Source organism: Citrobacter sp. JGM124 (genome assembly GCF_018257795.1).
Classification (GTDB): Bacteria; Pseudomonadota; Gammaproteobacteria; order Enterobacterales; family Enterobacteriaceae; genus JGM124.
The window spans coordinates 130374-156225 of the sequence record NZ_JAERJD010000001.1; the positions used below are offsets into that span (position 1 = coordinate 130374).

Sequence of the window (25852 nt, forward strand, 5' to 3'; positions counted from 1 at the left end):
AGCATTTTCCTGTGCGATTTTACCCCAGTGTTACCCCCGTCAAATAGCAGACGAAAAAAAACCAACCTAAAAGGTTGGTTTTTTTGGGGAATTTGGTCGGCACGAGAGGAATTGAACCTCCGACCCCCGACACCCCATGACGGTGCGCTACCAGGCTGCGCTACGTGCCGATGTGGAGATTATACTACCTTTTTCAGTGTTGATTGCAAGAGGTAAACTTGCTAACTGCATCATAAATAATCAATTAATTGGCGATAAAACGTTTTTCATCAATCAATACTTGCAGCAGTAGCTCCAGTAACGGTTTAGTTTCTTTGATCTGCTGCCCCTGTAGGTCATACATATGGTAGCTACCATTGTTCTCAAGCACCAAGGTCATATCCGGGGTCGTTACCGCAAGCGTGCTATTATTGGCGGCAATCACCCAGTTATTCTTACGTGTTGCAGCAAACAGATCTTCACCCTGGGAGTAATCACTGGTGTCTGTGCGTACATGCAGCAAACGTTGCATGAGTGTTGTCATTATATCCTGGTGCTCGGTCAGTTTATCAATACGCTGGGCTGGCGTGCCAGGCCAGTGAATAACCAGAGGAACCTGAATATGAGCCCGAGACCAGGGGAAGCGATCCTCGGCCTTGGTCAGAGGAATACCATTCTTGGCGGTGATAATGACCACGGTATTTTGTAGCTTCCCACTGGCATCCAGGGTATCGAGCACCCGCTTGATTTGGCTATCTACGCTCCTGGCTGCGCGAGGATACTGTGAAGCGATATGCTGTAAATCATCGTTTTGTTCAATATTAAGGCCATTGAGGGAGACCCAGGAGAACCAATGATTCTCACTATTTGTGGCGCTGTTTAACCAGTTTGTCCATTGGGATACGGTCACGCTGTCCGGCTGAGATTTTGCCGCGGGCAGCGAAAAGTCTGCCAGTAATGCTTGACGATAAAGCGGTGCGCTAAATCCATCAGAAGCAAATAAGCCTAACTGGTAGCCCTGTTGATTAAGGCCAGTGATGAGTGCGGAGGGGATTCGTGAGCTTATTACCCCATCCATATAGGTCGGTGATATACCATAAAACAGGCCAAATATACCGTTGTCATGGGTATTGCCTGAACTCATATGTTGCCGGAAGCTGATGTTCTGGGTTGAGAAATCATGCAACGCTGGCATATCCTGGTCAACACTTTGTGCATTGAGGCCATCAACCGTGATTAGCAGTATATTCTTGGATGTCGGTTCGTTATTAAACTGCAGTGTGCTTAACGGATATTGCACAGAAAGCGCGGCAGGATCACCTTGCTCAATCAGACGACGCTGGTATTCTTGCGCATCCAGTAAACCATGCTTCTCAAGAAAACGACGGGCTGTCATCGGGTATGAGAGGGGTAGATTCGCACGCTGCATGGTTATAGGGCGGTAAAAGTTAGCATCGGCCCAGATATACATCAGGTGGCTGGCGAAGAAAGAGACAATAAACAGTGCCACGACCGGGCGGGCATACTTACGACGTCGCCCCAGACTGCGCAATTTATGCCAGCTCCAGGTCGCAAAAAGCATCTCCAGCAGTAAAATCACAGGCAGACTGATAAACATCAGCTGCCAGTCCCTGGATACTTCACCATGATCGGGGTTAACGACCACATCCCAAACCACTGGGTTCAGGTGTAAGTGGAAACGGGTAAAGACTTCACTGTCAATCAACAGCAGTGTCATGCCGGTTGCGGCAATGACTGCGGAGATAAACCGCAGCAACCGCTGTGACATGACAATGAATGTCAGAGGAAAAATAATCAGGATGTAGGTCGCAAAGACCAAAAAGCTAAAGTGACCAACGATACTGATATAAGAGTAAACACGCCCAATAAGCGTGGATGGCCAGTCAGCCACAAACAGATAACGGCTGCCGAGCAAAATAGCCAGTAATATATTAAACAGGGCAAACCAGTGTCCCCAGCTGATCATCTGGGAAACTTTTTCACGGTAGCGCTGGCGATTGGTCACCATAACTTATTTGTATCTTTCCTTAATGGGTTTTATCTTCGCTCACGGAAGCTTGCAATGCTTCGGCAAAGGAACGAGCTAACGTTGCACGTTGTGCTGAAGAGACACGAGTATTAATCAAGTGAGTAATCATATTTCCCAGCACCATTAGGGACAAATCCGTAGGTGCCTTGTGCTTTTCCAGCACGGCGGCAAGCTCAGCTAACATGACTTCAATGTCTTCGTCATTATAACGGGATGTTTGTGGCATAAATTTAAAATCATTCGTATACGATAAAAGGGGGGTTATCTTACCGTAGCAAGGACATTTTTACCGCTTTTTTATCAGGCTTGCTTACCGGAACTGGCAATGTTTGAATAATGCCCGGTCTTAGAGGAGAGTTTATCATGAGTCTGGATATCAACCAGATAGCCCTGCATCAATTGATTAAGCGCGATGAGCAGACACTTGACGTGGTTTTGCGTGATTCGCTGCTGGTCAATAACAGTACCGTTGAAGACATGATGGCAGAATTACACCGTGTCTACAGCGCAAAAAATAAAGCTTATGGTTTGTTCAGTGAAGAGAGTGAGCTGGCGCAAGCGTTAACCTTGCAACGCCGGGGAGATGAAGATTTTTTGGCGTTTACGCGTGCGGCAACGGGCCGTTTGCGTGACGAGCTAGCGAAATATCCTTTTGCCGAAGGCGGAATTGTCCTGTTCTGTCACTATCGTTACCTGGCGGTAGAGTACTTGCTGGTTGCAGTACTGAATAATTTGAGCAGTATGCGAGTCAATGAAGAACTGGACATCAGTGCCACGCATTATCTGGACATTAATCATGCAGATATCGTGGCACGTATTGACCTGACGGAATGGGAAACTAACCCGGAGTCGACGCGCTATTTAACGTTCCTGAAAGGGCGGGTAGGGCGTAAAGTCGCAGATTTCTTTATGGACTTCCTTGGTGCCAGCGAAGGCCTGAATGCCAAAGCTCAAAATAAGGGGCTGCTGCAAGCTGTGGATGATTTTACCCATGAAGCACAGTTGGATAAAAATACTCGACAGAATGCTCGTCAGCAGGTGTATGACTACTGTAAAGAGCAGCTTGATGCCGGTGAGGAGATAGAACTGGCTTCTTTGTCTGAAACGTTACCCTGGGCAGTGGACGATAAAAGTTTCCAGGCATTTACCGCAGAAAAGGGTTATGAGCTGGAAGAGAGTTTTCCTGCGGATCGCAGCACGTTACGTCAATTGACGAAATTTGCGGGGAGTGGAGGAGGGCTGACGATTAATTTTGATGCCATGCTAATGGATGAACGCATTTTCTGGGATCCCGTGACGGACACCCTGACCATCAAAGGAACTCCCCCTAATTTGCGAGATCAACTTTCACGTCGAGTATCAGGCAAGTAAGTCGCCTGGTTTTGATATCACAGGGCGGGAGGTTACTTCTGCCTTTTTTATCGCCAGTGTTGTCTGTGACCCGGTAAGGAGTAAGCCATTAACGGGGCGAAAGTACGCACGAGGTAAGGTACCTGATCAAGGATGATTCCCCCCGGCTTATCCAGCCGTACTGGGAGGCGAAAGACGGACATAAAAAACGGGCCCGGGGTTCAAGTTTACGCAAAAGCAATAAACAGGAACTCCCGGGCCCGCTTGACTCACCAGCAAATACTCAGCGTATTCGCTGGTTATCACTCAACGCGAAATTAAGCGCGAACGAAGTCGATATGAGTCAGTTTTGGCTTGAACGGGTGACGCTGAACAGCCTGAACTTTAACTTTAACTTCTTTACCATCGATAGACAGGGTCAGAACTTCATCGTAGAAACCAGGTTTAGCTTGTTGGTTCATTACGGAATCGTGATCCAGTTCGATGGAGATTGCAGCTTCTTTTCCGCCATAAACGATAGCAGGAAATTTGTTAGCTACACGCAGGCGGCGGCTCGCACCCTTGCCCTGCTCTTTACGTACTTCAGCATTGATAGTAAACATTGAATGTTTCTCTTTAAATAAGCCTGTTACAGGCGACCCAGCAACAGGTAAAGTTTTCTGCTTTGCGGATGCAAAAGCGGGCGAGATTATAGCCGTAACTGGCCCATCCAGCAATGAAAACTACGATTAACTTCGTAATTCATTAGCCCTGCGATAGCGGCCCTGATAATCAAAGACCTTTTCCCGAACATTCCAGAACTGCCCGGATTTTCTGGCTACGACAAAATCCGGGTGTCTGAACAGGGTTTGTTGCCCCACAATATCTTCGGCGGTTACGTAGTGCAGTGGGATACCCGGAGCACGTAGGTGGGGGCGAATAAATAAGTGTTCAAAGGCCAGACGCTGTGCTGCTGTTTGTAGACGGAACCGTTCACTGACATCAGCACCTTCTTCATCATAATAGGTTACCCGCAACCAGTCCCCCTTAGCATCTGTGCCTGCCTGCAACGTCATGCCACCACAACGCAGTACCAGTGCATCTTTGAGCCTTAACGCGGCTTTCAGCATATCATCGGGGTCCACCAGGATATGGTCGCATTGGTGGCAACGACGGGCAGCAATATCATTTTCGGCGTTGCAGTTCGGGCAGTTTTTAAACCGGAAGCGATAGTCACATTGCTCACGCATGCCCTCGTCATCCTCGAACCAGCCCTGGCAACGACGGCCGAAATGCTCAATGAGGGTACCGTCGCTCGTGGTTTTTCCCCAAAACAGGTTGGCAAAACCGCAGGCAGGGCAGAACACTTGCACGGGATGGTTATCGCTTTTCTGTCTGGTACTTCCCACTTCAGGGATAAACAGATCATGAGGATTGCCTGCATAATCAAGGATCAGACAATCTTTTTTTCCTGGCGCCAGCCGCAGGCCACGCCCGACAATTTGCTGGTACAAACTAACCGATTCAGTGGGCCGGAGAATGGCAATCAGGTCGACATGTGGAGCATCGAACCCCGTCGTCAGTACTGATACGTTAACTAAATAGCGGTACTCCTGACGTTTAAATTGGGAAATTAATGTATCACGCACAGCACCTGGGGTATCCGCAGTGATTAACACAGCCTGCTTTTCTGGCAGCAGGGCTGTGACCTCTCGGGCATGCTCCACAGTGGCAGCAAAAATCATCACCCCCTGCCGTGAGGCGGAAAATTCGATAATTTGGCTGACAATATGTGGTGTTATTCGTTTTTGCTGCTGTAACTCACGATTCAAGTCTGCTTCGCGGAACAGTCCATTATCCTGGGCCTGTATGCGGCTAAAATCGTATTGTACAACAGGCATATCCAAACGTTCGGGGGGGGTAAGGTAGCCATTCTTAATCATGTAGCGTAGCGGCAACTCATAAATACAGTCCCGGAAGAGCGCCTGTTCATCACCGCGGACCATGCCATGATAGTGGTATTGATAAATCCATCCCTTGCCAAGCCGATAAGGGGTAGCCGTTAATCCAAGTAGTCGTAGTTCAGGGTTACTGCGGCGTAAATGAGACAGAATTTGCTGATACTGGCTCTCCTCGCTATCCCCAATGCGATGACACTCATCCACTATTAATAATGAAAACTTTCCGCTAAAACGCTCCAGATTCCGTGCCACGGATTGCACACTGCCGAAAACCACTTTTCCCCGGGACTCTTTACGATGCAGACCGGCGGCATAAATATCGGCCTCCAGCCCTAATGCCAAGTACTTTGTGTGATTCTGGGCAACCAGTTCTTTGACATGCGCGAGGACGAGCACCCGCCCTCGTGCGAGGCGGGCAAGTTCGGCAATCACCAAACTCTTTCCGGCACCGGTGGGTAAAACAATGACCGCTGGTTCAAGGTGTTTGCGAAAATACGTTAAGGTCGCATCCACCGCTTCTTTTTGGTAAGGGCGTAAGGTAAAGGACATCATGACTCGGGGTTAGCAAACATCTTGCATGATTATGCCATGAATCACGCTTTTATCTTGAGAGAGTTTTTGATGTCGTTATACTGGCAAGTTCATCACCAGATAAACTCATTTTCACTCGACAGTAGATTTCCTGCTATCGGGTAAAGGGTGCTATTTTTTAAACAGGCAACAGTTTAATGCGACTTGATAAATTTATTTCTCAGCAGCTTGGTATCAGCCGGGCTATCTCTGGCCGCGAAATTCGTGCTAACCGTGTGACAATAGATGATGAGGTAGTCCGTGATGCCTCTTTTAAATTGCATCCTGACCACCAGGTAGCTTTTGATGGTAATCCGTTGGTTCAGCAACATGGCCCGCGCTATTTCATGCTGAATAAACCCCAGGGGTATGTGTGTTCGACTGAAGACCCCGATCACCCCACGGTACTCTACTTTCTCGACGAACCTTCAGCACATAAATTGCATGCTGCCGGGCGGCTGGATATTGATACGACCGGGCTGGTGCTGATGACCGATGACGGTCAATGGTCGCACCGTATAACCTCTCCACGCCATCATTGTGAAAAAACTTATTATGTCACTTTAGAAGCGCCCGTTACAGATGACACCGGGGCGCAGTTTGCCGCAGGTATTCAGTTACATAGTGAGAAGGATCTCACCAAGCCGGCGAAGCTTGAAGTGGTGACGCCAACAGAGGTGCGCTTAACTATCAGTGAAGGGCGTTATCATCAGGTTAAACGTATGTTCGCGGCAGTGGGGAATCGTGTCATCGAGCTACACCGGGAGCGTATTGGGGATATTATTCTCGACCCAGAATTGGGAGAGGGCGAATACCGTCAGTTGACCGAGCAAGAAATTGCCAGTGTTGGTGCACCGTAATATTTTGGAGTTACTCTTGAGCCGCAAACAAAACTCTTCTGTAGGGATTGTCATTATTCTCGGCATGCTGGCTATGCTGATGCCACTCTCTATTGATATGTATCTGCCAGCATTGCCAATGATAGCAAAGCAGTTTGATGTTTCAGCGGGCAGTGTCCAGATGACATTGAGCACCTACATTTTAGGATTCGCTATAGGCCAGCTATTTTATGGCCCAATGGCTGACAGTCTGGGACGTAAGCCCGTAGTGCTGGGCGGAACCCTGGTTTTTGCTCTGGCGGCTATGGCCTGTGCCCTGGCTCAGAGTATCGATCAGCTGATTGCCTTACGATTTTTGCATGGCCTGGCTGCAGCAGCATCCAGTGTGGTGATCAACGCTCTGATGCGTGATATTTACCCGAAAGAAGAGTTTTCACGCATGATGTCATTTGTCATGCTGGTCACCACTATTGCTCCGCTGGTTGCCCCCATTATCGGTGGGTTTGTCATGGTATGGTTTAACTGGCACTCTATTTTTTGGATTCTGGCAGCGGCGGCGTTGTTGGCCTCGGGAATGATTTTCTTCTTCATTCATGAAACTCTGTCACCAGAACATCGTCAGCCATTCCGTTTACGGACAACACTGGGCAACTTTGCTACCTTATTTCGCCATAAACGCGTTTTGAGCTATATGCTGGCCAGTGGTTTCAGTTTTGCGGGCATGTTTTCATTCTTGAGTGCTGGCCCCTTTGTTTATATCGAACTGAATCACATTCCTCCCCAGGATTTTGGTTATTACTTTGCACTGAATATTGTCTTTATATTCATAATGACGATGATCAACAGTCGGTTTGTTCGCCGTTTTGGGGCAATTAATATGTTCCGGCTGGGTCTCTATATTCAGTTTGTTATGGCCATATGGTTATTGGTGAGCTACCAGTTTAATTTTGGATTCTGGGCTTTAGTTCTTGGAATAGCCCTGTTTGTTGGCTGCGTCTCGATGATCTCCTCCAATGCGATGGCGGTTATTCTTGATGAGTTTCCACATATTGCCGGCACGGCTTCATCCCTTGCGGGGACCTTCCGTTTTGGTATAGGCGCCTTAACCGGGGCGATATTAGCGATTGCCAGTTTTAACACAGCATGGCCCATGATTGGTGCTATTGCATTGTGTTCAACCTGTTCATTACTGTTTTATCGTTATGCGCGCATGAAGTCACCCCAACCACATTAAGCCAATAGTCACCTCTTTCAGTGGGATAGGGAGCGATCATTTCGCTGTCATCCCGTCAGGTGATCAATCGGTCACCTGACGGGTGAACAGGCTTATGCCTTAGCGTGCATATAATAAAAAGTGCGCACTAAAACACAAAAATGAATTAATCACTTTGAATTGTTTTAAAAAATATTGACGGTTTTTTTGCTAACAGAGCCCCAATTTGGCAACATTGTGTTAACCTGTATGTAAACTACTGGTGAGATGTGTTGATTAGGTCGTACAGGGAAATGAGCTTAAATATTTTACAATTGTCTATTGTTCATCGTTTGCCACAGAGCTACCGCTGGTGCACCGGGTTTACCGGTTCCCGGGTCGAGCCTGTTACGCAAAATGACAGTAGCCACGAAACACGTCTGATTGGGCTTAAATTACTGGGGCACAATGGCGAAACTGTACTTCCTATTATGGATAAACTTAGCCAGGCGCTCAGTGATATAGACGTCGCCAGTACCGTCGTTGAATGCGAAGGTGAACTTTGCTTGTTTGTCAGTCAGTATGATGAGCCAGCAGCAACCTGCCGTCTTAAAAATTGTGGCGTCGCCATTGCGGAGTCAGTCGGACGTCCCCCCCTCTTTTAAATTCAGAACAAGGTCGTGTTCTGAATTCACGCTGTTCAGCCATATCCACCAGAAAGCTGTTCTCTTATTTAACCACCAGTCTCTTCAGCACGGCGCCCGAGATACGGCGAAAGATATCACCGTTATCCCTGGTTACTTGTCAGCTAATCATGACGGATGGATAATCTCGTCATAGTTGCGCGGTGATAAATACCATTCGACGAATGCCTCACTGGGTAGTGGGGGGGCGAAATAATAGCCCTGGAGGTAATTTACTCCATGGTTAATTAGCCAGTTAGCCTGCTCTGGTGTTTCCACGCCTTCAGCAACCGTTTCGAGATTAAGGCGGCGAGCAAGTGCCAGTATTGTATCCAGCACGGGGGTAGTGGTGGTATTAACGCCGATAGAATTAATAAACCCTTTGTCTATCTTCAAAAAATCCAGGTTAAAACGTTCCAGATAAATCAGGGCGCTATTACCGGTGCCAAAATCATCAACAGCAATATCAAATCCTTGATCATGGAGCCAGGCAAAAATTTCTGTGGCCTCAGCCTCTTTAAGCATTCCCCGTTCTGTGATTTCAAAAACTACGTGAAAATGATCCTGGGGTAAAGCGGCCACCAGTGCCTGTATATCATTCTTGAATGCTGGAGAATAAAGATGGCTTGGTGACAAATTAAACGCCAGCTTGGAGCCTGCTGGTAACACTTTTTGCAATAAAACGGCATCCTGTGCGACGAGTTTGAAGAGATGCTGCGTGAGTGGAATAATAATATGCTGTGTTTCTGCAACATTGATAAAAATATCAGGGGGAATGAGTCCCGCGGACGGGTGCCGCCAGCGCATAAGGATTTCAACACCCCTGACCTCCAGTCCAGGTATTGCCATGACGGGTTGGTAAGCCAAAAAAAACTGATCGAGTTTAATGCCAGTTAAGACTTCGTGTTCGGGCCGCCGGTGCACGGTCAGAATGTATGCCCCCAGTGAACCGACCAATAGCCCAAAAATAAGGCTGGAAAGAACTGACAGTTGAATGTCTTCAGCCCGCCATGGGGAGCCGAAAAGATACAGTTTTATGGGATAGCCCTGAATTTGGGTTATCCGGGTTGGATTAGTGGAGAGTTTGTCAGTGCCCACCACCTGTTCATTATTTGAAGTCAGTGCGTTGTCACCGACAACTAAAGCGATAGATGTAATATTTCTTTGTTGCGCGCTAAACAACAGGTAGGGTTTCAAATTAATACTTATCGCAGCAAAAATACCATTATCCATAGTGCCTGGAGAACGAAACCAGGCGGCAATCATGGGGTGATTTTGTATTCTGGGGGTGCTGGACGTGATCTCCAGATCAACATTTTTATGGGCGTCAAGGCTGGGGGCTATCTCTTTTAATGGCATGGACATTTCGCCAGTAGCGGAGGAGCAAAAAGCGATACCGTCGCGCACAAGCACAAAGGTACGTACATTCAGATTGAACGCCGCACGGGACGTTAATTCTCGACTGCTACTGGTACAATTGGCAGCAAGCAATGGCTGCATATCTTTGGCGGTAGCCTGAAGCTGGCTAAACAGTGTGGTCAGATAACTCCCCATATCCTGACTAATATCGGTATAGCTCGCATCACGTTTTTTATACTGTATGAAACTAAAAATACTACCGAAGAGAATCGCAGCGACGAGTCCGATAACGAAACCAGTACTGATGATTTGCTTTTTTGATAAATAATTGTCAGAAAAAATTTTTTTATAAAGCATGAGGGCATCAATCCTACAACTGCAAACACGTCATCCGTTGACATTAGACTCTGACTATAACGTATAAACTCAGAGTTGTTTAATTCAGTACTGCTTAAAACGATAAAGGGTTAATACACCGAGTGTGGTGGGGTCAATTAACAGATATAAAAAAACGCTGCATTGCAGCGTTTTTTTAAATAATCCGTTGCTCTATTCATGACGAAGGGAGAAATCATCAATAAAGCTGTTGACCATCATCAACTGCTGCTAAGAACTCGCCGAGCTTCGTTGTAACGTTTATTCCAGTACGGTTCATCCATACTTGAAATCATGACACCATTACTGGTCGAGGCATGAACAAATTGGTTATTCCCAATATAAATACCCACATGACGCCCAGTTGAACCTGCACGGAACAGCACTAAATCACCCATTGCTAATTTATTGCGTGATATAGACTTCCCACTTTCTTGTTGCTCGGAAGTTGAGCGTGGCAACGTTAGCCCAAACTGTTCCTGAAAAGTACGCTGCACAAAGGCGGAGCAGTCAATGCCATTACGGCTACTGCCACCAAGACGGTAACGCACGCCTTTCCAGCTAGCATATTGGTCCATAAGACGTGATTTTACGTCAATATTACGAACCATCTCTTCAAATTCATCCTGAGAAGCTTGCAGTAAAAAACTGTTCTGACCGTCTACTGCATGCATCTCAGAATGCATATTATTCGCTGTGTTTGTTGTACTGCATGCGGAGAGTAACGCTGCTACCGCGACTGCGGGAATTGCCCGCAGGATATATCTCAAAATCGGCTGAGATTTGACCATGTTATGTGTTTTCCCTTGCTGTCCTTAACGACAAATTCGTTATTAAAATGATAACGCAACGAGATGAACTACCTGAGCCAGGGAGCCAGGTACCTTCTTGAAAAAGAGAGGGACGCAGATTCTTTTTTACAGCCACAGATAATTACAACTCGTAATTTTAAGCTTTTTTGAGATTACCTCATTGATGGCGGTGATGCGAGGTTTTTATGCCAGATTGCGTAACAAAGTTTGACTATACTCAAGAAAAGTATAAGTGGGGTGGCTGTGGCTACTCACAGGCTATTTTTATTTATTTGAATCTTGATTTATACGCATATAAAAACGTCAGAAAGGATGTGAAGTGCTTTGACACGGTGAGGTAAATAATCAAAACCTCCACATACTCTTTGCATGGTGCTCATAGGTCAGGCTGAACGCAACTTCAGTAATGCTGATTGCAGGGCATTCCAGTCAGTGAGTTCATCATGAATCAGCTCTATGCGGCTATCAGGCGGTGGTGTCTGTAGTGTTTCAATATGGAAGTCATTGCCCTGACGATTGATACGCACCAAGCCTTCACTGATACGTAGCACACCTTTTACCCGGCTTACTGGCGCCAGTCTTGCAAACTCCAGTAAGCCGATAGTGTCAAATTCGGTTTGATCATCAAAAATCCAGCCACAGGAAAAATGCCCCTGGCCACTGTTGATACTGCGGCGCCAGCGTTGGTGTTGCGGGAGGCTGAGTGCGGCAAGCACTTGTCTGGCTGCCATAGTGTGCGTGTGTTCATGACTTGATGGTAATGTGCGCTGATTCAGACGCGGTTCATCCAGCAATGCACAATCTATGATACCGCGTTCGGTATGAACAACCGGGCGTGTATCTTTTTCATTTTTTTGCCAGTCACGGAGCGCTTCAAGACTCACCGCATCAGCATTATCCTGCTTATTGGCAATAATAATGTCTGCTGCAGCCAGTTGATCACGGAAGTTTTGGTTAGTGAATACCTTCGGTGTCAATAACTGACGTGGATCCAGTAAGCAGAGGGTGGCCCTTAAATCAATCCAGGGCTGATAGACCTCCGCTGTTAATAAGTCGAGGATCTGTTTTGGATGGCCTAATCCAGTCGGTTCAATAAGTAAACGGTCAGGTTTACCCTTGCGCAGTAAGGTATTCAGGCCCATTTGCATGGGCAGACCATTAACACAACACATACAACCGCCGGGGATCTCTTTGAGCAACGCGCCGCTTTCGGCCAGTAAAGCACCATCAATACCGACTTCACCAAATTCATTGACCAGTACCGCCCACGTCTCATCCGGGGGCTTATTCGCCAGTAGATGAAGAATGGTGGTCGTTTTTCCGCTTCCAAGGAAGCCTGTAATTAAGTTGGTTTTTGTCACAGAAACTCCAAATGATCCAAATGTCAGCAGATGACGGCAAGGCTTTCTCGTGAAGAAGACCCCATTGTGAACAGCTGTGAGATAAATGAGAAGAGGCACAAACGGGAGGGCAATATTTAAACAACACCAGAAAGTGGTTACCCGCTAAAGTGATGCTGGCAGGTAACACTTCTATTGGGGAAATTAGTCTACTCGGCCCATTGAGCGTTTTTCTGCAATATGCACACGAATACGCTCACCGCTTACCATATATTCCGGAACCTGAATAACTAAGCCCGTAGACAGGGTAGCAGGTTTAGTACGAGAACTGGCTGAGGCACCTTTTATACCAGGGGCAGTTTCAACGATTTCCAGATCAACCGTTTGTGGCAGTTCCAGGGCGAGTAACTGCCCATCCCAGGTCAGTACCTGCATATCGGGCATGCCACCTTCTGGAATAAACTGCAGTTCATCTTCAATTTGATCTTTATTGAAAATATACGGGGTGTAGTCTTCTTTATCCATAAAGACGTATTCGTTGCCATCAATATAGGAGAAGTCAACGAAACGGCGTGTCAGCGTTACGGTATCAACAATATCATCCCCTTTGAAACGTTCTTCAACCTTCTGCCCATTACGGACATCAGAAAAACGCATTTTATACAAAGTTGCTGCACCACGTGCACTCGGAGCCTGAATATCAATATCTTTAACTAATAGTAACTTACCATTGTAATTCAGTACCATGCCGCGTTTGATTTCGTTCGCTCTGGCCATCGATGTTTCCTGTCAAAAAAAGGGGGGACAAAAATATTGCGTAAAATTACCCGTGTGGCGCGATTCAGGCAAGCGGATTTCGTCAGTGGGGGGGAATAAAGCGCAAAAGGGAATATCTTTATCACCAGCGGGTTGTTAGAGTGTCGCGTTTATTTCTCACTGTAGGGGACTTGCAGATGGATTGCCGACCAGGCTGTGGCGCTTGCTGCATTGCTCCTTCTATTTCGACGCCCATTCCTGGCATGCCAAATGGCAAACCGGCCAATACTCGCTGTATCCAGCTTTCAGAAGAAAATAGTTGTCAAATATTTGGTTCTCCTCTGCGCCCCGCAGTATGTGGTGGACTTCAGGCGGCAAAGGATATGTGTGGCGATAATCGCCAGCAAGCGATGATCTATCTTATCGCGCTCGAAGCGGCGACGACACCTTAAACCCGGGTATCCACATGGCCTGCAGACGACTCAAGCTGAAGTTGATGATGTAACGGTATCATTTGTAGCCCCCCAACGATGAATTCTGGTCTGTTTTTATTGCCAGTATCTATTCTGCTGCCCCATGAGTTCAGGCGTGGTCCACATTTGCGGGTATCGGCATGTATTCCACACCCTGAGGATGAAGAGGGCTGAAGCTTGCCTTAAATCAGAACCCGGTGAGCTGAAAATGTGCTGAAGCTCAAAAATTTAGTAATAGAAAAGAGAGAACTATTGCGATAACTTCACATCACACTCAAAATGTTTGAAACGTTTCAGCGGACTTTGAATCTTTTCCGACAAAAGGTGTGGGAATTTTCTTCTGCTTCAACTGAATCGATTCAACTCACAGGAGAGGAGCAATATGTTCCAACTATCTGCCCAGAATATTCATCCCGGTTGTGCCGCCGGTAATAAAGAAGAAGCCATCCGCATGATTGCCGCTGCACTTGAACAGGCAGGGTATGTCGGTGCGGGTTATGTTAACGGCATGCTGGCCCGTGAGCAGCAAACCTCCACCTATCTTGGGAATGGTATCGCTATCCCCCATGGCACGACGGATACTCGCGATCTGGTGTTAAAAACGGGTGTTCAAGTCTTCCAGTTTCCTCAGGGTGTTTCATGGGGAGAAGGTCAGCAGGTTTATGTCGCTATCGGTATCGCCGCCAGTTCTGATGAGCATCTTGGCCTGTTGCGTCAGCTGACTCATGTTTTGAGTGATGACAGCATTGCTGAACAGCTGAAATCAGCGACACAGGCAGAGGAGTTACGTGCTCTGCTGATGGGTGAAACTCAGACGGCGGATCTGCTGCTGGATAACAGCATGCTGACATTGAACGTGGATGCTCAGGATCTCGTTACATTACAGGCTATCAATGCCGGCCGCCTGAAACAGGCGGGAGCGGTCGATGCTCTGTTTGTCAGTCAGGTTATCTCTGCGGCTCCGGCTTATCTTGGTGCGGGCGTCTGGCTGAGTGACAGTGCACAAGGCAACCTGGCCAGTGCCATTGCTGTGAGTCGTCCAGCAGCCAGTTTTAACGTCGATAATCAGCCGGTTTCTCTGTTGGTGACGGCATCTGTGGTGGATGATAAACCGTTGGCTGTCCTGCAGCGTCTGGATAATCTTCTGGCGACCAAAGGGGCAGAAAAACTATTAACTGCAGATGCTTCTTTACTCCTGATGCTGCTGACCTCTGATGACGTTGCTACAGAAAGCGCGTTAAGCGCTGAATTTGTGATTAAAAATGAACATGGTCTCCATGCTCGTCCGGGGACTGTTCTGGTTAATACCATCAAGCAGTTTGACTGTGATGTGACAGTCACAAACCTTGATGGGTCGGGAAAACCAGCAAATGGTCGTAGCCTGATGAAAGTGGTTGCCTTAGGGGTTAAAAAAGGTCATCGCCTGCGCTTCACCGCCCAGGGCAATGAAGCTGAAAAAGCACTGAATGCTATCGGCGAAGCGATTAATTCAGGTCTGGGAGAGGGGGCACAATGAGCAGACGTGTTGCAACAATAACGCTAAATCCCGCTTACGATTTGGTCGGTTATTGTGCGGAAATTGAACGGGGCGAAGTCAATCTGGTTCGCACCACAGGCCTGCATGCTGCAGGTAAAGGGATCAATGTTGCCAAAGTGCTCAAAGACTTAGGCATTGATGTGACCGTGAGTGGTTTCCTCGGAAAAGAGAACCAGGAAGGTTTTCAGCATCTGTTCAGCGAACTGGGTATTGCTAATCGTTTTCAAGTGGTTCAAGGGCGTACCCGTATTAACGTCAAACTGACAGAAAAAGATGGGGAAGTGACTGATCTTAACTTCTCCGGGTTTGAAGTGACGGGGGCAGACTGGGATCGTTTTGTTGCTGATTCACTCAGCTGGCTTGGCCAGTTTGATATGGTTTGTGTCAGCGGCAGCTTACCTGCGGGGGTATCACCGGATGCGTTCACCGAGTGGATGCTACGTCTGCGTAGCCAATGCCCATGTATTATTTTTGATAGCAGTCGTGAGGCTCTGGTTGCAGGACTGAAGGCGGCACCATGGTTGGTCAAGCCGAATCGACGTGAGCTTGAAGTATGGGCTGGGCGCAAATTACCGGAACTCAAAGATGTGATTGAAGCCGCCCATGCGTTGCGTGAACAAGGCATTGCTCATGTGGTTATTTCTCTTGGTGCTGAAGGTGCCCTATGGGTTAATGCATCAGGCGAATGGATAGCCAAACCACCCGCTTGCGAAGTTGTGAGTACTGTGGGAGCGGGTGACTCAATGGTCGGTGGGTTGATTTACGGGCTTCTGATGCGTGAGTCAAGCGAGCATACGCTGCGTCTGGCGACTGCTGTGGCGGCGTTGGCCGTGAGTCAAAGCAACGTCGGTATTACTGACCGTACTCAACTGGCGGCAATGATGGCGCGTGTTGAGTTAAAACCATTCCACTGACAGCAGGAGAAAAACCATGAAAAAGCTGTTGATTTTAGCGCCAGATATGGGGCCGGCGAGTAGCTATATCGCCAAATTGCGTCTGGGTAAGGCTGCTCAGAACCTGCAGTTTACCTTAACGGATTCTGCGTCAGAGGCTGAGTGGGTACTGGTTTTAGGAACGCAGCTCCCAACGGATGAAAACCTGGCCAACAAACCGTTGTTGCTAGCGGATCCGGAGCAAGCGATTACTGATCCTGAGACCTTACTTAACAAGGTTGTCAATGACGCGAAACCTTATGTTTCTCCGGTGGCTGCAGCGCCAAAAAGTGGCGGTCCAAAACGCATCGTTGCGGTCACTGCTTGTCCTACAGGTGTTGCTCATACCTTTATGGCAGCTGAAGCGATTGAAACTGAAGCGAAAAAACGTGGCTGGTGGGTAAAAGTTGAAACCCGGGGCTCGGTAGGCGCAGGAAACCCAATCAGTGCTGAAGAAGTCGCCGAAGCGGATCTGGTTATTGTTGCGGCAGATATTGATGTTGACCTCGAAAAATTCGCGGGCAAACCCATGTATCGTACTTCGACAGGCCTGGCCCTCAAGAAGACGGCCCAGGAGTTTGACAAAGCATTAGTGGAAGCTGAACCCTATACGGGGAAAGGTGTCCAGAACAGTGACGCGACTCATCATGCGGGTAAGAAAGCACAAGCAGGGGTTTATAGCCACCTGTTGACGGGCGTTTCCTATATGTTGCCGATGGTCGTTGCGGGGGGGCTGTGTATTGCACTCTCTTTTGCCTTTGGTATCGAAGCCTTTAAACAGCAAGGCACCTTGGCCGCATCATTAATGCAAATTGGTGGTGGGTCTGCTTTCGCTTTAATGGTTCCAGTATTAGCAGGATTTATTGCTTTCTCGATTGCTGACCGTCCAGGTCTGACGCCTGGTTTAGTAGGGGGTATGCTGGCAGTCAGTACGGGTTCTGGTTTTATTGGCGGTATTATTGCTGGTTTTATCGCCGGTTACCTTGCCAAACTGATTAGTACAAAGCTCAAGTTACCTTCCAGTATGGAGGCTTTGAAACCTATCCTGATCATTCCACTGTTCTCGACACTGATTGTCGGTCTGGCGATGATTTACTTGATAGGAACCCCGGTTGCTAAAATCCTTGAAGGACTGACTCATTGGTTGCAAACCATGGGGACTGCGAATGCGGTACTGCTGGGAGCGATCCTTGGGGCTATGATGTGTTCTGATATGGGGGGGCCGATTAACAAGGCGGCTTATGCCTTTGGTGTGGGGCTACTCAGTACCCAGACCTATGCCCCGATGGCTGCTATTATGGCTGCGGGCATGGTGCCACCATTAGCAATGGGCCTGGCTACACTCATCGCACGTAAGAAATTTGATGATACCGAAAGGGAAGGGGGCAAGGCAGCCGTGGTGCTGGGCCTGTGCTTTATCTCTGAAGGGGCGATTCCTTTTGCCGCCCGGGATCCTATTCGTGTATTACCAAGCTGTATCGTCGGTGGCGCTCTCACTGGAGCCCTGTCAATGGCTGTGGGTGCAAAACTCATGGCGCCGCACGGGGGCTTATTTGTGCTGTTAATTCCAGGCGCAATCACACCTGTCGTGGGTTATTTGTTGTCGATTGTTGCTGGTACGCTGGTTGCCGGTGTGGCTTATGCCATCCTGAAACGTCCAGATTCTCAGCTCGAGTCAAAAGTAGCCGAGTCTTAATAGATAAGCGTCGCGTTTGATGCATCCATGCCCCCCATTTCACCTGATGGGGGGCATTTTTTTTAAGCGTCGATCGTGTCGGCTTGTTGTGCTTTAAGCCAGGCAATTTCTTGTGCCCAGATGTCAGGATCAACCGTTTCTAGAATAAGAGGAATACCGTCAAAACGGGCATCACGCATGATCCACTGAAACGGCGTCAGACCGATGTTACCGGCCCCTAAACTATGATGTCGGTCAACCCGGCTGGCAAACTCACTTTTTGCATCATTCAGGTGCATCCCGCGCAAATAGTGAAAGCCAACAATACGGTCAAAATCAGCAAAAGTCTGTTCGCAGTCAGCTTCTGTTCGCAAGTCGTAGCCGGCAGCAAAGGCATGGCAGGTATCAATACAGACCCCAACGCGAGATTTATCTTCCACGCCATCAATAATGGCGGCCAGGTGCTCAAAACGAAAACCGAGATTGCTTCCCTGACCCGCCGTATTTTCAATCACGGCGGTGACGCCTTCGGTTTGCTCCAGGGCGATATTGATAGACTCAGCGATGCGCTGCAAACATGCATCAACTGAGATCTGCTTAAGATGGCTGCCAGGGTGAAAATTCAGTAGTGTCAGCCCCAATTGTTGGCAGCGTGAAAGCTCATCAATAAAGGCTACCCGAGACTTTTCCAGAGCTTCCTGTTCAGGGTGGCCAAGGTTTATCAGATAGCTATCATGGGGCAGAATCTGTGCTGGAGTATAATGGTAGCGTTCACAGGCCTGCTTAAAGCGCCTGATAATTTCTTCGGTCAATACCGGTGCTTTCCACTGGCGCTGATTTTTTGTAAATAAGGCAAATGCAGTCGCACCTAATTCATGGGCACGGATGGCGGCATTTTCCAGACCACCAGCGGCGCTGACATGCGCTCCAATAAACTTCATCGTTGCTCTCCTGTAGTATCCAGGTTGTCATCATAGCGGTTCATGCAGGATTTTCAGCAATCAATTATCCTATCAGATAATGTGTGGCCAGATTAATCCCGGCGCCTCCCACCAGAAGCCAGATAAATAACACCAGGGCTAGCAGTAAAGGGCGAGCGCCAGCGTTCTTCAGCGTGCTGATATGGGTGGTCAGTCCCAGTGCAGCCATCGCCATGGCAAGCAGTAAGGTATCAACAAAAATTAACGCTTTTACTGCAGATGCAGGTAATAAATTAAATGAATTAAAGATGGCGATGACAATGAATAGCAGGGCGAACCAGGGGATCGTGACTTTTCCTGGCTGCACTTTCCCCCCCGCAGACAGCTTTTTAACGCGCAGGCTGAGAAAAATAAGAAAAGGGGCGAGCATCATTACCCGCAGCATTTTGGTTATCACCGCACTGTTTTCTGTTTCAGGGCTAATGGCATGCCCTGCCGCCACGACCTGGGCAACTTCATGCATGGTTGAACCGGCATAAACCCCAAAGGTCTCAGGTGTAAACCCTTGCATCACTAAGGGATAGAGCACTGGGTAGATAAAAATAGCCAGGGTGCCGAAGATAACCACAGTCGCAACGGCAACGGTAACTTTACTGGAGTCTGCTTTAACCACTGGTTCAGTGGCAAGGATCGCCGCAGCCCCGCAGATACTGCTACCGGCACCAATCAGCCAGCGCGTTTGTCTGTCCAGGCCGAAGATGTTTTTCCCCAGCCAGCAGGCAAGGGCAAAGGTGCTGCATAAGGTCATGGCATCAATCAGTAAACCACTGAAGCCCACTTCAGCAATTTGTGAAAATGTCAGGCGAAAGCCGTAGAGGATGATCCCCAGGCGCAGTAATGATTGTTTGGCAAAAAGAACCCCATTACCACACCATGATTCGATTTTAGGATAGAGCGTATTACCCATGATCATGCCCGCCAGAATAGCTAAGGTCAGCGCCCCGAAGCCCATGCTGGCTATCATCGGTTCACTACCCAGCCAGAGCGCAACAGCGGTTATGCTCCCGCTTAAAATCAATCCGGGTAGCAAACCTGGTGATGAAATGTGATGAAACTGAATCGGTAATATAGACATAACCTTCTCCTTTTTGATGGGAAAAGATTACGCTGGGGTCGCATAAATATAAAATTGATTATATATTTATAATTAATCTGTATAAGTGGTAAAGATTTCTGACTGTGAGAACCCTGTATGCATATCACCCTACGACAACTGGAAGTTTTTGCTGAAGTGCTGAAAAGCGGGTCAACCACACAGGCCTCGCAACGGCTGGCATTGTCACAATCAGCGGTCAGCGCAGCGCTGTCGGATCTGGAGGGGCAGCTGGGTGTTCAGCTATTTGATCGCATTGGTAAAAGATTGCTGGTCAATGAACATGGACGGTTGCTCTATCCACGAGCACTGGGTCTGCTTGAACAGGCAAAAGACATTGAACAGCTCTTCTCTGAAGATAATGGCGCGATTCGCGTCTACGCCAGCAGTACTATTGGCAACTATCTATTACCGGAGATCATTGCCCGTTACCGCCAGGATTTTCCTGAGCTGCCCTTTGAACTGAGTGTGGGTAACAGCCAGGATGTTATTAATGCGGTATCAGATTTTCGGGTCGACATCGGCCTGATTGAAGGCCCTTGCCACTCTTCTGATATTATCAGTGAAGCGTGGCAGGAAGATGAGCTCGTGGTTTTTTCTGCCCCGAAAAATTCTTTTCTGTCGCAACCCGTGACACTGGAGAGTCTGGCCAGTCAGCCGTGGATTCTACGCGAACAAGGTTCAGGAACGCGGGAAATTGTTGATTATCTGTTACTCTCCAAATTACCACAGTTTCATTTAGGTATGGAACTTGGAAACTCCGAGGCAATCAAGCATGCTGTACGGCATGGTATGGGCATAAGCTGCCTTTCTCGCCGGGTCATTGCTGAACAACTGGAAAGTGGCTCACTGGTTGAAGTTCAGCTTCCGTTCCCGCCTTTAATACGTACATTGCATTATATTTATCACCGCCAGAAGCATATTTCTAAATCACTGGCGCGCTTTTTGCAATACTGCAGAAGCCCTGGCTAAGATCATTGGCCAATGAGGGTTGGCCTGCCAGCGACCTGGTGAGCGGGTAAATCGTCGGGGGGAATAAAACCCCCCAGTTTACCCAACAAATCAACAACTGCTTATAATCCTCAAGCCATCATGAAGCTCTCTTATAACGCGGTATTTATCCCAACGAATTAAATCCTTTTTGATACAATCGCCCATTATTTTTTGTATGGGCAAATATTTTTCATGGATTCTGAGAGTAAAACCACACAAGCACCTGGCTTACGTCGTGAACTAAAAGCGCGCCATTTAACTATGATAGCCATTGGTGGCTCTATAGGCACTGGGCTATTTGTCGCATCCGGGGCAACCATTTCTCAGGCAGGCCCCGCAGGCGCACTTCTTTCCTATATTCTGATTGGCGCGATGGTCTATTTCTTGATGACCAGCCTGGGTGAACTGGCGGCATTCATGCCAGTTTCTGGTTCATTTTCTACTTATGGCCAGCTGTACGTTGAAGAAGGTTTTGGTTTTGCTCTTGGCTGGAACTATTGGTACAACTGGGCGGTGACTATCGCCGTGGATTTGGTTGCTGCCCAACTGGTGATGAACTATTGGTTCCCGGATATTTCCGGCTGGATCTGGAGTGCGTTATTCCTCGGTATCATATTTGCCCTGAACTGGATTTCTGTAAAAGGGTTCGGTGAATCTGAGTACTGGTTTTCTTTGATCAAAGTGACCACGGTTATTATCTTTATCATCGTTGGGATCATGATGATTTTGGGGATCTTTAAAGGCGTTCAGCCCGCTGGGTGGAGTAACTGGACCGTGGGCGATGCCCCTTTTGCAGGGGGATTTGCTTCAATGATCGGTGTGGCAATGATTGTCGGCTTCTCCTTCCAGGGAACTGAACTTATTGGTATTGCTGCCGGGGAATCCGCGGACCCACAAAAAAATATTCCACGAGCAGTACGTCAGGTATTCTGGCGCATTTTACTGTTCTACGTGTTTGCCATTCTCATTATCAGCCTGATAATCCCTTATACTGACCCAAGCTTACTGCGTAACGATGTCAAAGATATCAGCGTCAGTCCCTTCACTCTGGTATTTGAACATGCAGGGCTACTGTCCGCCGCCGCAGTAATGAATGCGGTTATTTTGACAGCAGTTCTTTCTGCGGGTAACTCCGGTATGTATGCGTCTACCCGTATGCTATATACCCTGGCATGTGATGGTAAAGCCCCGCGTATTTTTGCCAAATTGTCAGCGGGCGGTGTGCCTCGCAATGCACTCTATGCAACCACCGTCATTGCTGCACTGTGTTTCCTGAGTTCTATGTTTGGTGACCAGACCGTTTATTTATGGTTGCTGAATACTTCAGGGATGACTGGGTTTATTGCCTGGTTAGGTATTGCTATCAGCCATTACCGCTTCCGTCGTGGTTATGTATTACAAGGGAATGATGTTAATGATTTACCCTATCGCTCAGGACTGTTTCCGTTAGGGCCTATTTTTGCCTTTGTGCTTTGCATGACTATCACATTGGGTCAAAACTACGAAGCCTTCCTTGCTGATAATATTGACTGGGGCGGTGTGGTAGCGACCTATGTCGGGTTACCTCTCTTTTTATGCATTTGGTTTGGTTACAAATTTATCAAAGGTAGCCGTTTTGTTCGCTATAAAGAAATGAGTTTCCCTGACTACCGGCAGTAAATATCTGCCCCAGTCTGACCAGCACAAAGGGGGCAGACTGGGGTATCAAAAGTAAGGGGAGGGCAGGAATGCACTCCCCTTACTTTATTTTAGTTTTCTAGCAAATACTGGGCATGGAAGCGCAGGTGATCCTCAATGAATGTCGCAATAAAGTAATAGCTGTGGTCATACCCTGGCTGGATACGTAAGGTCAATGGCCACGTTTTCTGTTGTGCAATAGCGGCAAATTTTTCAGGTTGTAGCTGAACGGGCAGGAAGGGATCTCGGTCGCCTTGATCAATCAGTATCGGTAATTGAGTTGAAGCGCTGGCCTGCTGCAGTAACTGGCAGCTATCCCAGGCTTCCCATGTTGCCCGGTCATTGCCCAGATAAGCCGTGAAGGCTTTTTCACCCCATGGAACATCACTGGGATTAACAATAGGAGCAAACGCAGAAACGGAACGGAAACGACCCGGGTTCTTCAGCGCCATTAATAAGGCTCCATGGCCTCCCATGGAATGCCCGAAGATAGAAGCACGCTCACTAACAGTAAAATGCTCACGAATTAAGTCAGGTAACTCATCCCGCAAATAATCATACATGCGGAAGTGGCTTGCCCAAGGTTCGGCACAAGCATTCAGATAAAATCCTGCCCCTTGTCCAAGATCGTAAGCCTCATTATTGGCAACGTGTTCCCCACGTGGGCTTGTGTCAGGCATCACCAGTACAATTCCCAGCTCTGCAGCCAGTCGTTGTGCCCCTGCCTTGGTGGTAAAGTTCTCATCATTGCAGGTTAATCCTGACAACCAATAGAGAACCGGGGGCAGTACCTCTCCCCGTGAAGGTGGTATAAAAATACTCAATGTCATTGGGCAATTCAGCACGCCAGAATCGTGACGCCAGCGCTGCTGCCATCCCCCAAAAATTAGGTGCTCTTCCAGCAACTCCATGCATATCCCCTTAATAAAAATTCAACAGTGATGAACAAATGTCATCCTGTATGAGTCTATCTATACTGTATTATGACCGCAACTCCCCCGTCATACTTCAATTTACCGGGTGTGGCCTGCATTCAGTGAGACGATGCGCATGGTTTGTCTGTGTTCATCGTCCCTCTGAATTTGGCGTCTACAGGAAAAATGAATTATGCAGGGGAAGTGTGGCGTCATACTTCAATTTGCCTGGGTGTTGCCTGCATTCAGTGAGATGAAACACAGAGTATGCCTCGTTTAAAGCGAAACAATATCCCCGGGCAAGATTTAAACCTAAGAATATTTATGTGGGCACTACTGGATTATCAGGGCGTGCTGCCGCACAATGGCTGGATACTTTGCGCTAACGAAAGCAAAGGTCAGCACACCTGCAGGAGAATACAGCATGTCATCACTCTCAGTAGAAGCCTCCCTGGTCCATGAGGCACTGGTTGCGCGTGGTTTAGAAACCCCGCTGCGTCCACCGTTGCGTGAGCTGGACGGCGCAACGCGCAAGCAAGAAATTGCCGGTCATATGAAAGAAATAATGGAGTTGCTAAACCTTGACTTGAGCGACGACAGTTTGATGGAGACACCGCAACGTATTGCGAAGATGTACGTTGATGAAATTTTCTCCGGTCTGGACTATGCCAATTTCCCTAAAATTACCGTCATTGAAAATAAAATGAAAGTCGATGAGATGGTCACTGTGCGGGATATCACGCTGACCAGTACCTGCGAACACCATTTTGTTACCATCGATGGTAAAGCCACGGTTGCCTATATTCCTAAAGATACGGTAATCGGGCTGTCGAAAATAAATCGTATAGTACAATTTTTTGCCCAGCGCCCCCAAGTTCAGGAGCGGCTGACACAGCAAATTCTGATTGCGTTACAAACACTGCTGGGGACGAATAATGTGGCTGTATGCATTGATGCCGTTCACTATTGTGTTAAAGCCCGTGGTGTTCAGGATGCGACCAGTGCCACCACCACCACGTCACTAGGCGGGCTGTTTAAATCGAGTCAAAATACGCGTCAGGAATTCTTACGCGCTGTACGCCACAACTAAGATTATGGGCAGGATACATGGAACGAAATGTTACGCTGGATTTTATTCGCGGCGTTGCTGTCCTGGGGATCCTGCTACTCAATATCACTGCTTTTGGTTTGCCAAAAGCAGCCTATCTTAATCCAGCCTGGTATGGTGCCATAACCCAGCGTGATGCCTGGACTTGGGGGCTGCTGGATATCTTTGCCCAGGTTAAATTTCTTACTCTGTTCGCATTACTGTTTGGTGCGGGGCTGCAAATGTTGCTTGTCCGGGGCAAGCGCTGGATCCAGACACGCCTTTCCTTGTTAGTACTGCTGGGGCTGATCCATGCATTGCTTTTTTGGGAAGGTGATATTCTGCTGGCCTATGGCCTGGTGGGGCTGATTATTTGGCCAATTATCCGTGATGCTCCTGGAGAAAAGTCGTTGTTTCACACTGGTGCACTGCTTTATCTGATAGGTGTCGCTGTGCTGGTGTTGTTAGGCATATTATCGGGGCCTGAAGGCAATAATTTCTGGACACCTGACTTGGCACATCAGCAATATGAACAGTTCTGGCGCCATCAGGGGGGGCTTGAAGCCATCATTAATCGCACCGATTTAATGACATCGTCATTGATGGCCCTGACCATACAATATGGCTGGCAACTGGCCGGAATGATGATGACAGGTGCAGCACTGATGCGTAATGGCTGGCTTAAAGGGGCGTTTAGTACACGGCATTATCGTCGTACTGGCTGGGGATTAATCGCGCTGGGACTCATGATTAATATCCCGTCAATGATTGCCCAGTGGCAACTGGACTGGGCATATCGTTGGTGTGGCCTGTTGTTACAAGCACCGCGAGAACTCGGGGCACCTTTTCAGGCGATAGGCTATGCTTCATTAATCCTGGGCTACTGGCAACAAATCTCGCGTTTTCACTGGGTAAAATGGATAAGCTGTGTCGGTAGAATGGCTCTGACTAACTATCTATTACAAACGGTTATCTGCACAACTGTGTTTTATCACTTTGGCTTATTCATGAAACTGGACCGACTTGATCTGTTAATGATAGTTCCTGTTGTTTGGTGCGTTAACCTTCTGGTATCGGTATTGTGGCTGCATTTTTTCTCTCAGGGGCCGATAGAGTGGGGATGGCGTCAGCTGACGCGCCGCATTAGTGGCTAACGCTGGTCTCACTCACCATACTGTCGGCTTTCTGCTGTGACGGAACCCCATTATTGTGGTATGGGTGTATGCACGTTAAAGCTGGCACTCCT

The 25852-nt window shown here is 48.0% G+C and carries 23 protein-coding genes and 1 tRNA gene; 12 read left to right on the forward strand and 12 right to left on the reverse strand.

The window, feature by feature from the left end:
* Positions 1 to 93 precede the first annotated feature (93 nt).
* The 3 genes from JK154_RS00550 to JK154_RS00560 form a co-directional block, all read right to left on the reverse strand.
* Positions 94 to 170, reverse strand: a tRNA-Pro gene (locus tag JK154_RS00550).
* Positions 171 to 244: 74 nt separating this feature from the next.
* Entirely contained in the window at positions 245 to 2008 is a 1764-nt protein-coding gene (gene yejM, locus JK154_RS00555; protein WP_211990545.1) for an LPS biosynthesis-modulating metalloenzyme YejM, read from the reverse strand.
* A 19-nt stretch (positions 2009 to 2027) separates the two neighbouring features.
* Positions 2028 to 2255, reverse strand: coding sequence for a YejL family protein (locus JK154_RS00560; protein ID WP_211990546.1), 228 nt, complete (start codon positions 2253 to 2255; stop codon positions 2028 to 2030).
* Between the two features lie 137 nt (positions 2256 to 2392).
* Here JK154_RS00560 and yejK point away from each other — a divergent pair, with 137 nt between their 5' ends.
* Positions 2393 to 3400, forward strand: a complete 1008-nt coding sequence (gene yejK / locus JK154_RS00565) for a nucleoid-associated protein YejK (RefSeq protein WP_211990547.1) — start codon at positions 2393 to 2395, stop codon at positions 3398 to 3400.
* 296 nt (positions 3401 to 3696) lie between these two features.
* Here the strand turns inward: yejK and rplY are convergent, their stop codons facing one another.
* Both rplY and JK154_RS00575 read right to left on the reverse strand, forming a co-directional pair.
* Entirely contained in the window at positions 3697 to 3981 is a 285-nt protein-coding gene (gene rplY, locus JK154_RS00570) for a 50S ribosomal protein L25 (RefSeq protein ID WP_211990548.1), read from the reverse strand.
* Positions 3982 to 4107: 126 nt separating this feature from the next.
* Entirely contained in the window at positions 4108 to 5868 is a 1761-nt protein-coding gene (locus JK154_RS00575) for a DEAD/DEAH box helicase family protein (RefSeq protein WP_211990917.1), read from the reverse strand.
* A gap of 179 nt (positions 5869 to 6047) precedes the next feature.
* On the opposite strand from JK154_RS00575, the gene rsuA reads away from it, so the two are divergent.
* From rsuA to JK154_RS00590, 3 genes are all read left to right on the forward strand, one after another.
* On the forward strand, positions 6048 to 6749 hold the full coding sequence (rsuA, locus tag JK154_RS00580) for a 16S rRNA pseudouridine(516) synthase RsuA (RefSeq protein WP_211990549.1): 702 nt from the start codon (positions 6048 to 6050) through the stop codon (positions 6747 to 6749).
* Between the two features lie 16 nt (positions 6750 to 6765).
* Positions 6766 to 7962 carry a Bcr/CflA family multidrug efflux MFS transporter gene (locus JK154_RS00585; protein WP_211990550.1) on the forward strand — a complete coding sequence of 399 codons (1197 nt, stop codon included), beginning with the start codon at positions 6766 to 6768 and terminating at the stop codon, positions 7960 to 7962.
* A gap of 272 nt (positions 7963 to 8234) precedes the next feature.
* Positions 8235 to 8585: a YejG family protein gene (locus tag JK154_RS00590; RefSeq protein WP_211990551.1), complete on the forward strand. Its 351-nt coding sequence runs from the start codon at positions 8235 to 8237 to the stop codon at positions 8583 to 8585.
* A gap of 147 nt (positions 8586 to 8732) precedes the next feature.
* Here the strand turns inward: JK154_RS00590 and JK154_RS00595 are convergent, their stop codons facing one another.
* The 4 genes from JK154_RS00595 to yeiP form a co-directional block, all read right to left on the reverse strand.
* Positions 8733 to 10319, reverse strand: coding sequence for a cyclic di-GMP phosphodiesterase (locus JK154_RS00595; RefSeq protein ID WP_211990552.1), 1587 nt, complete (start codon positions 10317 to 10319; stop codon positions 8733 to 8735).
* Positions 10320 to 10558: 239 nt separating this feature from the next.
* Positions 10559 to 11128, reverse strand: coding sequence for a bifunctional murein DD-endopeptidase/murein LD-carboxypeptidase (gene mepS / locus JK154_RS00600; protein WP_211990553.1), 570 nt, complete (start codon positions 11126 to 11128; stop codon positions 10559 to 10561).
* 404 nt (positions 11129 to 11532) lie between these two features.
* On the reverse strand, positions 11533 to 12510 hold the full coding sequence (locus tag JK154_RS00605; protein WP_211990554.1) for a GTP-binding protein: 978 nt from the start codon (positions 12508 to 12510) through the stop codon (positions 11533 to 11535).
* Between the two features lie 183 nt (positions 12511 to 12693).
* Positions 12694 to 13266, reverse strand: a complete 573-nt coding sequence (gene yeiP, locus JK154_RS00610) for an elongation factor P-like protein YeiP (protein WP_211990555.1) — start codon at positions 13264 to 13266, stop codon at positions 12694 to 12696.
* A gap of 176 nt (positions 13267 to 13442) precedes the next feature.
* Here yeiP and JK154_RS00615 point away from each other — a divergent pair, with 176 nt between their 5' ends.
* From JK154_RS00615 to fruA, 4 genes are all read left to right on the forward strand, one after another.
* On the forward strand, positions 13443 to 13697 hold the full coding sequence (locus tag JK154_RS00615) for a YkgJ family cysteine cluster protein (RefSeq protein WP_211990918.1): 255 nt from the start codon (positions 13443 to 13445) through the stop codon (positions 13695 to 13697).
* 403 nt (positions 13698 to 14100) lie between these two features.
* The gene (fruB, locus tag JK154_RS00620) at positions 14101 to 15234 is read left to right on the forward strand and encodes a fused PTS fructose transporter subunit IIA/HPr protein (protein WP_211990556.1); all 1134 of its coding nucleotides are present in this window, start codon (positions 14101 to 14103) and stop codon (positions 15232 to 15234) included.
* Positions 15231 to 16169, forward strand: coding sequence for a 1-phosphofructokinase (gene fruK / locus JK154_RS00625; protein WP_211990557.1), 939 nt, complete (start codon positions 15231 to 15233; stop codon positions 16167 to 16169). Before fruB ends, fruK begins: the two co-directional genes overlap by 4 nt.
* A 16-nt stretch (positions 16170 to 16185) precedes the next feature.
* Complete coding sequence (fruA, locus tag JK154_RS00630) at positions 16186 to 17883, forward strand: PTS fructose transporter subunit IIBC (protein ID WP_211990558.1); 1698 nt, start codon at positions 16186 to 16188, stop codon at positions 17881 to 17883.
* Positions 17884 to 17945: 62 nt separating this feature from the next.
* Here fruA and nfo read toward each other — a convergent pair whose 3' ends face one another.
* Together nfo and JK154_RS00640 are read right to left on the reverse strand one after the other, a co-directional pair.
* On the reverse strand, positions 17946 to 18803 hold the full coding sequence (gene nfo / locus JK154_RS00635; RefSeq protein ID WP_211990559.1) for a deoxyribonuclease IV: 858 nt from the start codon (positions 18801 to 18803) through the stop codon (positions 17946 to 17948).
* A 64-nt stretch (positions 18804 to 18867) separates the two neighbouring features.
* A complete protein-coding gene (locus tag JK154_RS00640; RefSeq protein WP_211990560.1) occupies positions 18868 to 19917 on the reverse strand; it encodes a YeiH family putative sulfate export transporter in 1050 nt (349 codons plus the stop codon).
* 117 nt (positions 19918 to 20034) lie between these two features.
* On the opposite strand from JK154_RS00640, the gene yieE reads away from it, so the two are divergent.
* Positions 20035 to 20907 (forward strand): DNA-binding transcriptional regulator YeiE, encoded by an 873-nt coding sequence (yieE, locus tag JK154_RS00645; protein WP_211990561.1) that lies wholly within the window; start codon positions 20035 to 20037, stop codon positions 20905 to 20907.
* A gap of 213 nt (positions 20908 to 21120) precedes the next feature.
* On the forward strand, positions 21121 to 22587 hold the full coding sequence (locus JK154_RS00650; RefSeq protein WP_211990562.1) for an amino acid permease: 1467 nt from the start codon (positions 21121 to 21123) through the stop codon (positions 22585 to 22587).
* A gap of 89 nt (positions 22588 to 22676) precedes the next feature.
* On the opposite strand, the gene fghA is transcribed toward JK154_RS00650, so the two are convergent.
* A complete protein-coding gene (gene fghA / locus JK154_RS00655; protein WP_211990563.1) occupies positions 22677 to 23516 on the reverse strand; it encodes an S-formylglutathione hydrolase in 840 nt (279 codons plus the stop codon).
* Between the two features lie 427 nt (positions 23517 to 23943).
* Between fghA and folE the strand changes: the two genes are divergently transcribed.
* Together folE and yeiB are read left to right on the forward strand one after the other, a co-directional pair.
* Positions 23944 to 24609: a GTP cyclohydrolase I FolE gene (gene folE, locus JK154_RS00660; protein WP_211990564.1), complete on the forward strand. Its 666-nt coding sequence runs from the start codon at positions 23944 to 23946 to the stop codon at positions 24607 to 24609.
* Between the two features lie 17 nt (positions 24610 to 24626).
* Positions 24627 to 25760 carry a DUF418 domain-containing protein YeiB gene (gene yeiB / locus JK154_RS00665; RefSeq protein ID WP_211990565.1) on the forward strand — a complete coding sequence of 378 codons (1134 nt, stop codon included), beginning with the start codon at positions 24627 to 24629 and terminating at the stop codon, positions 25758 to 25760.
* Positions 25761 to 25852 lie beyond the last annotated feature (92 nt).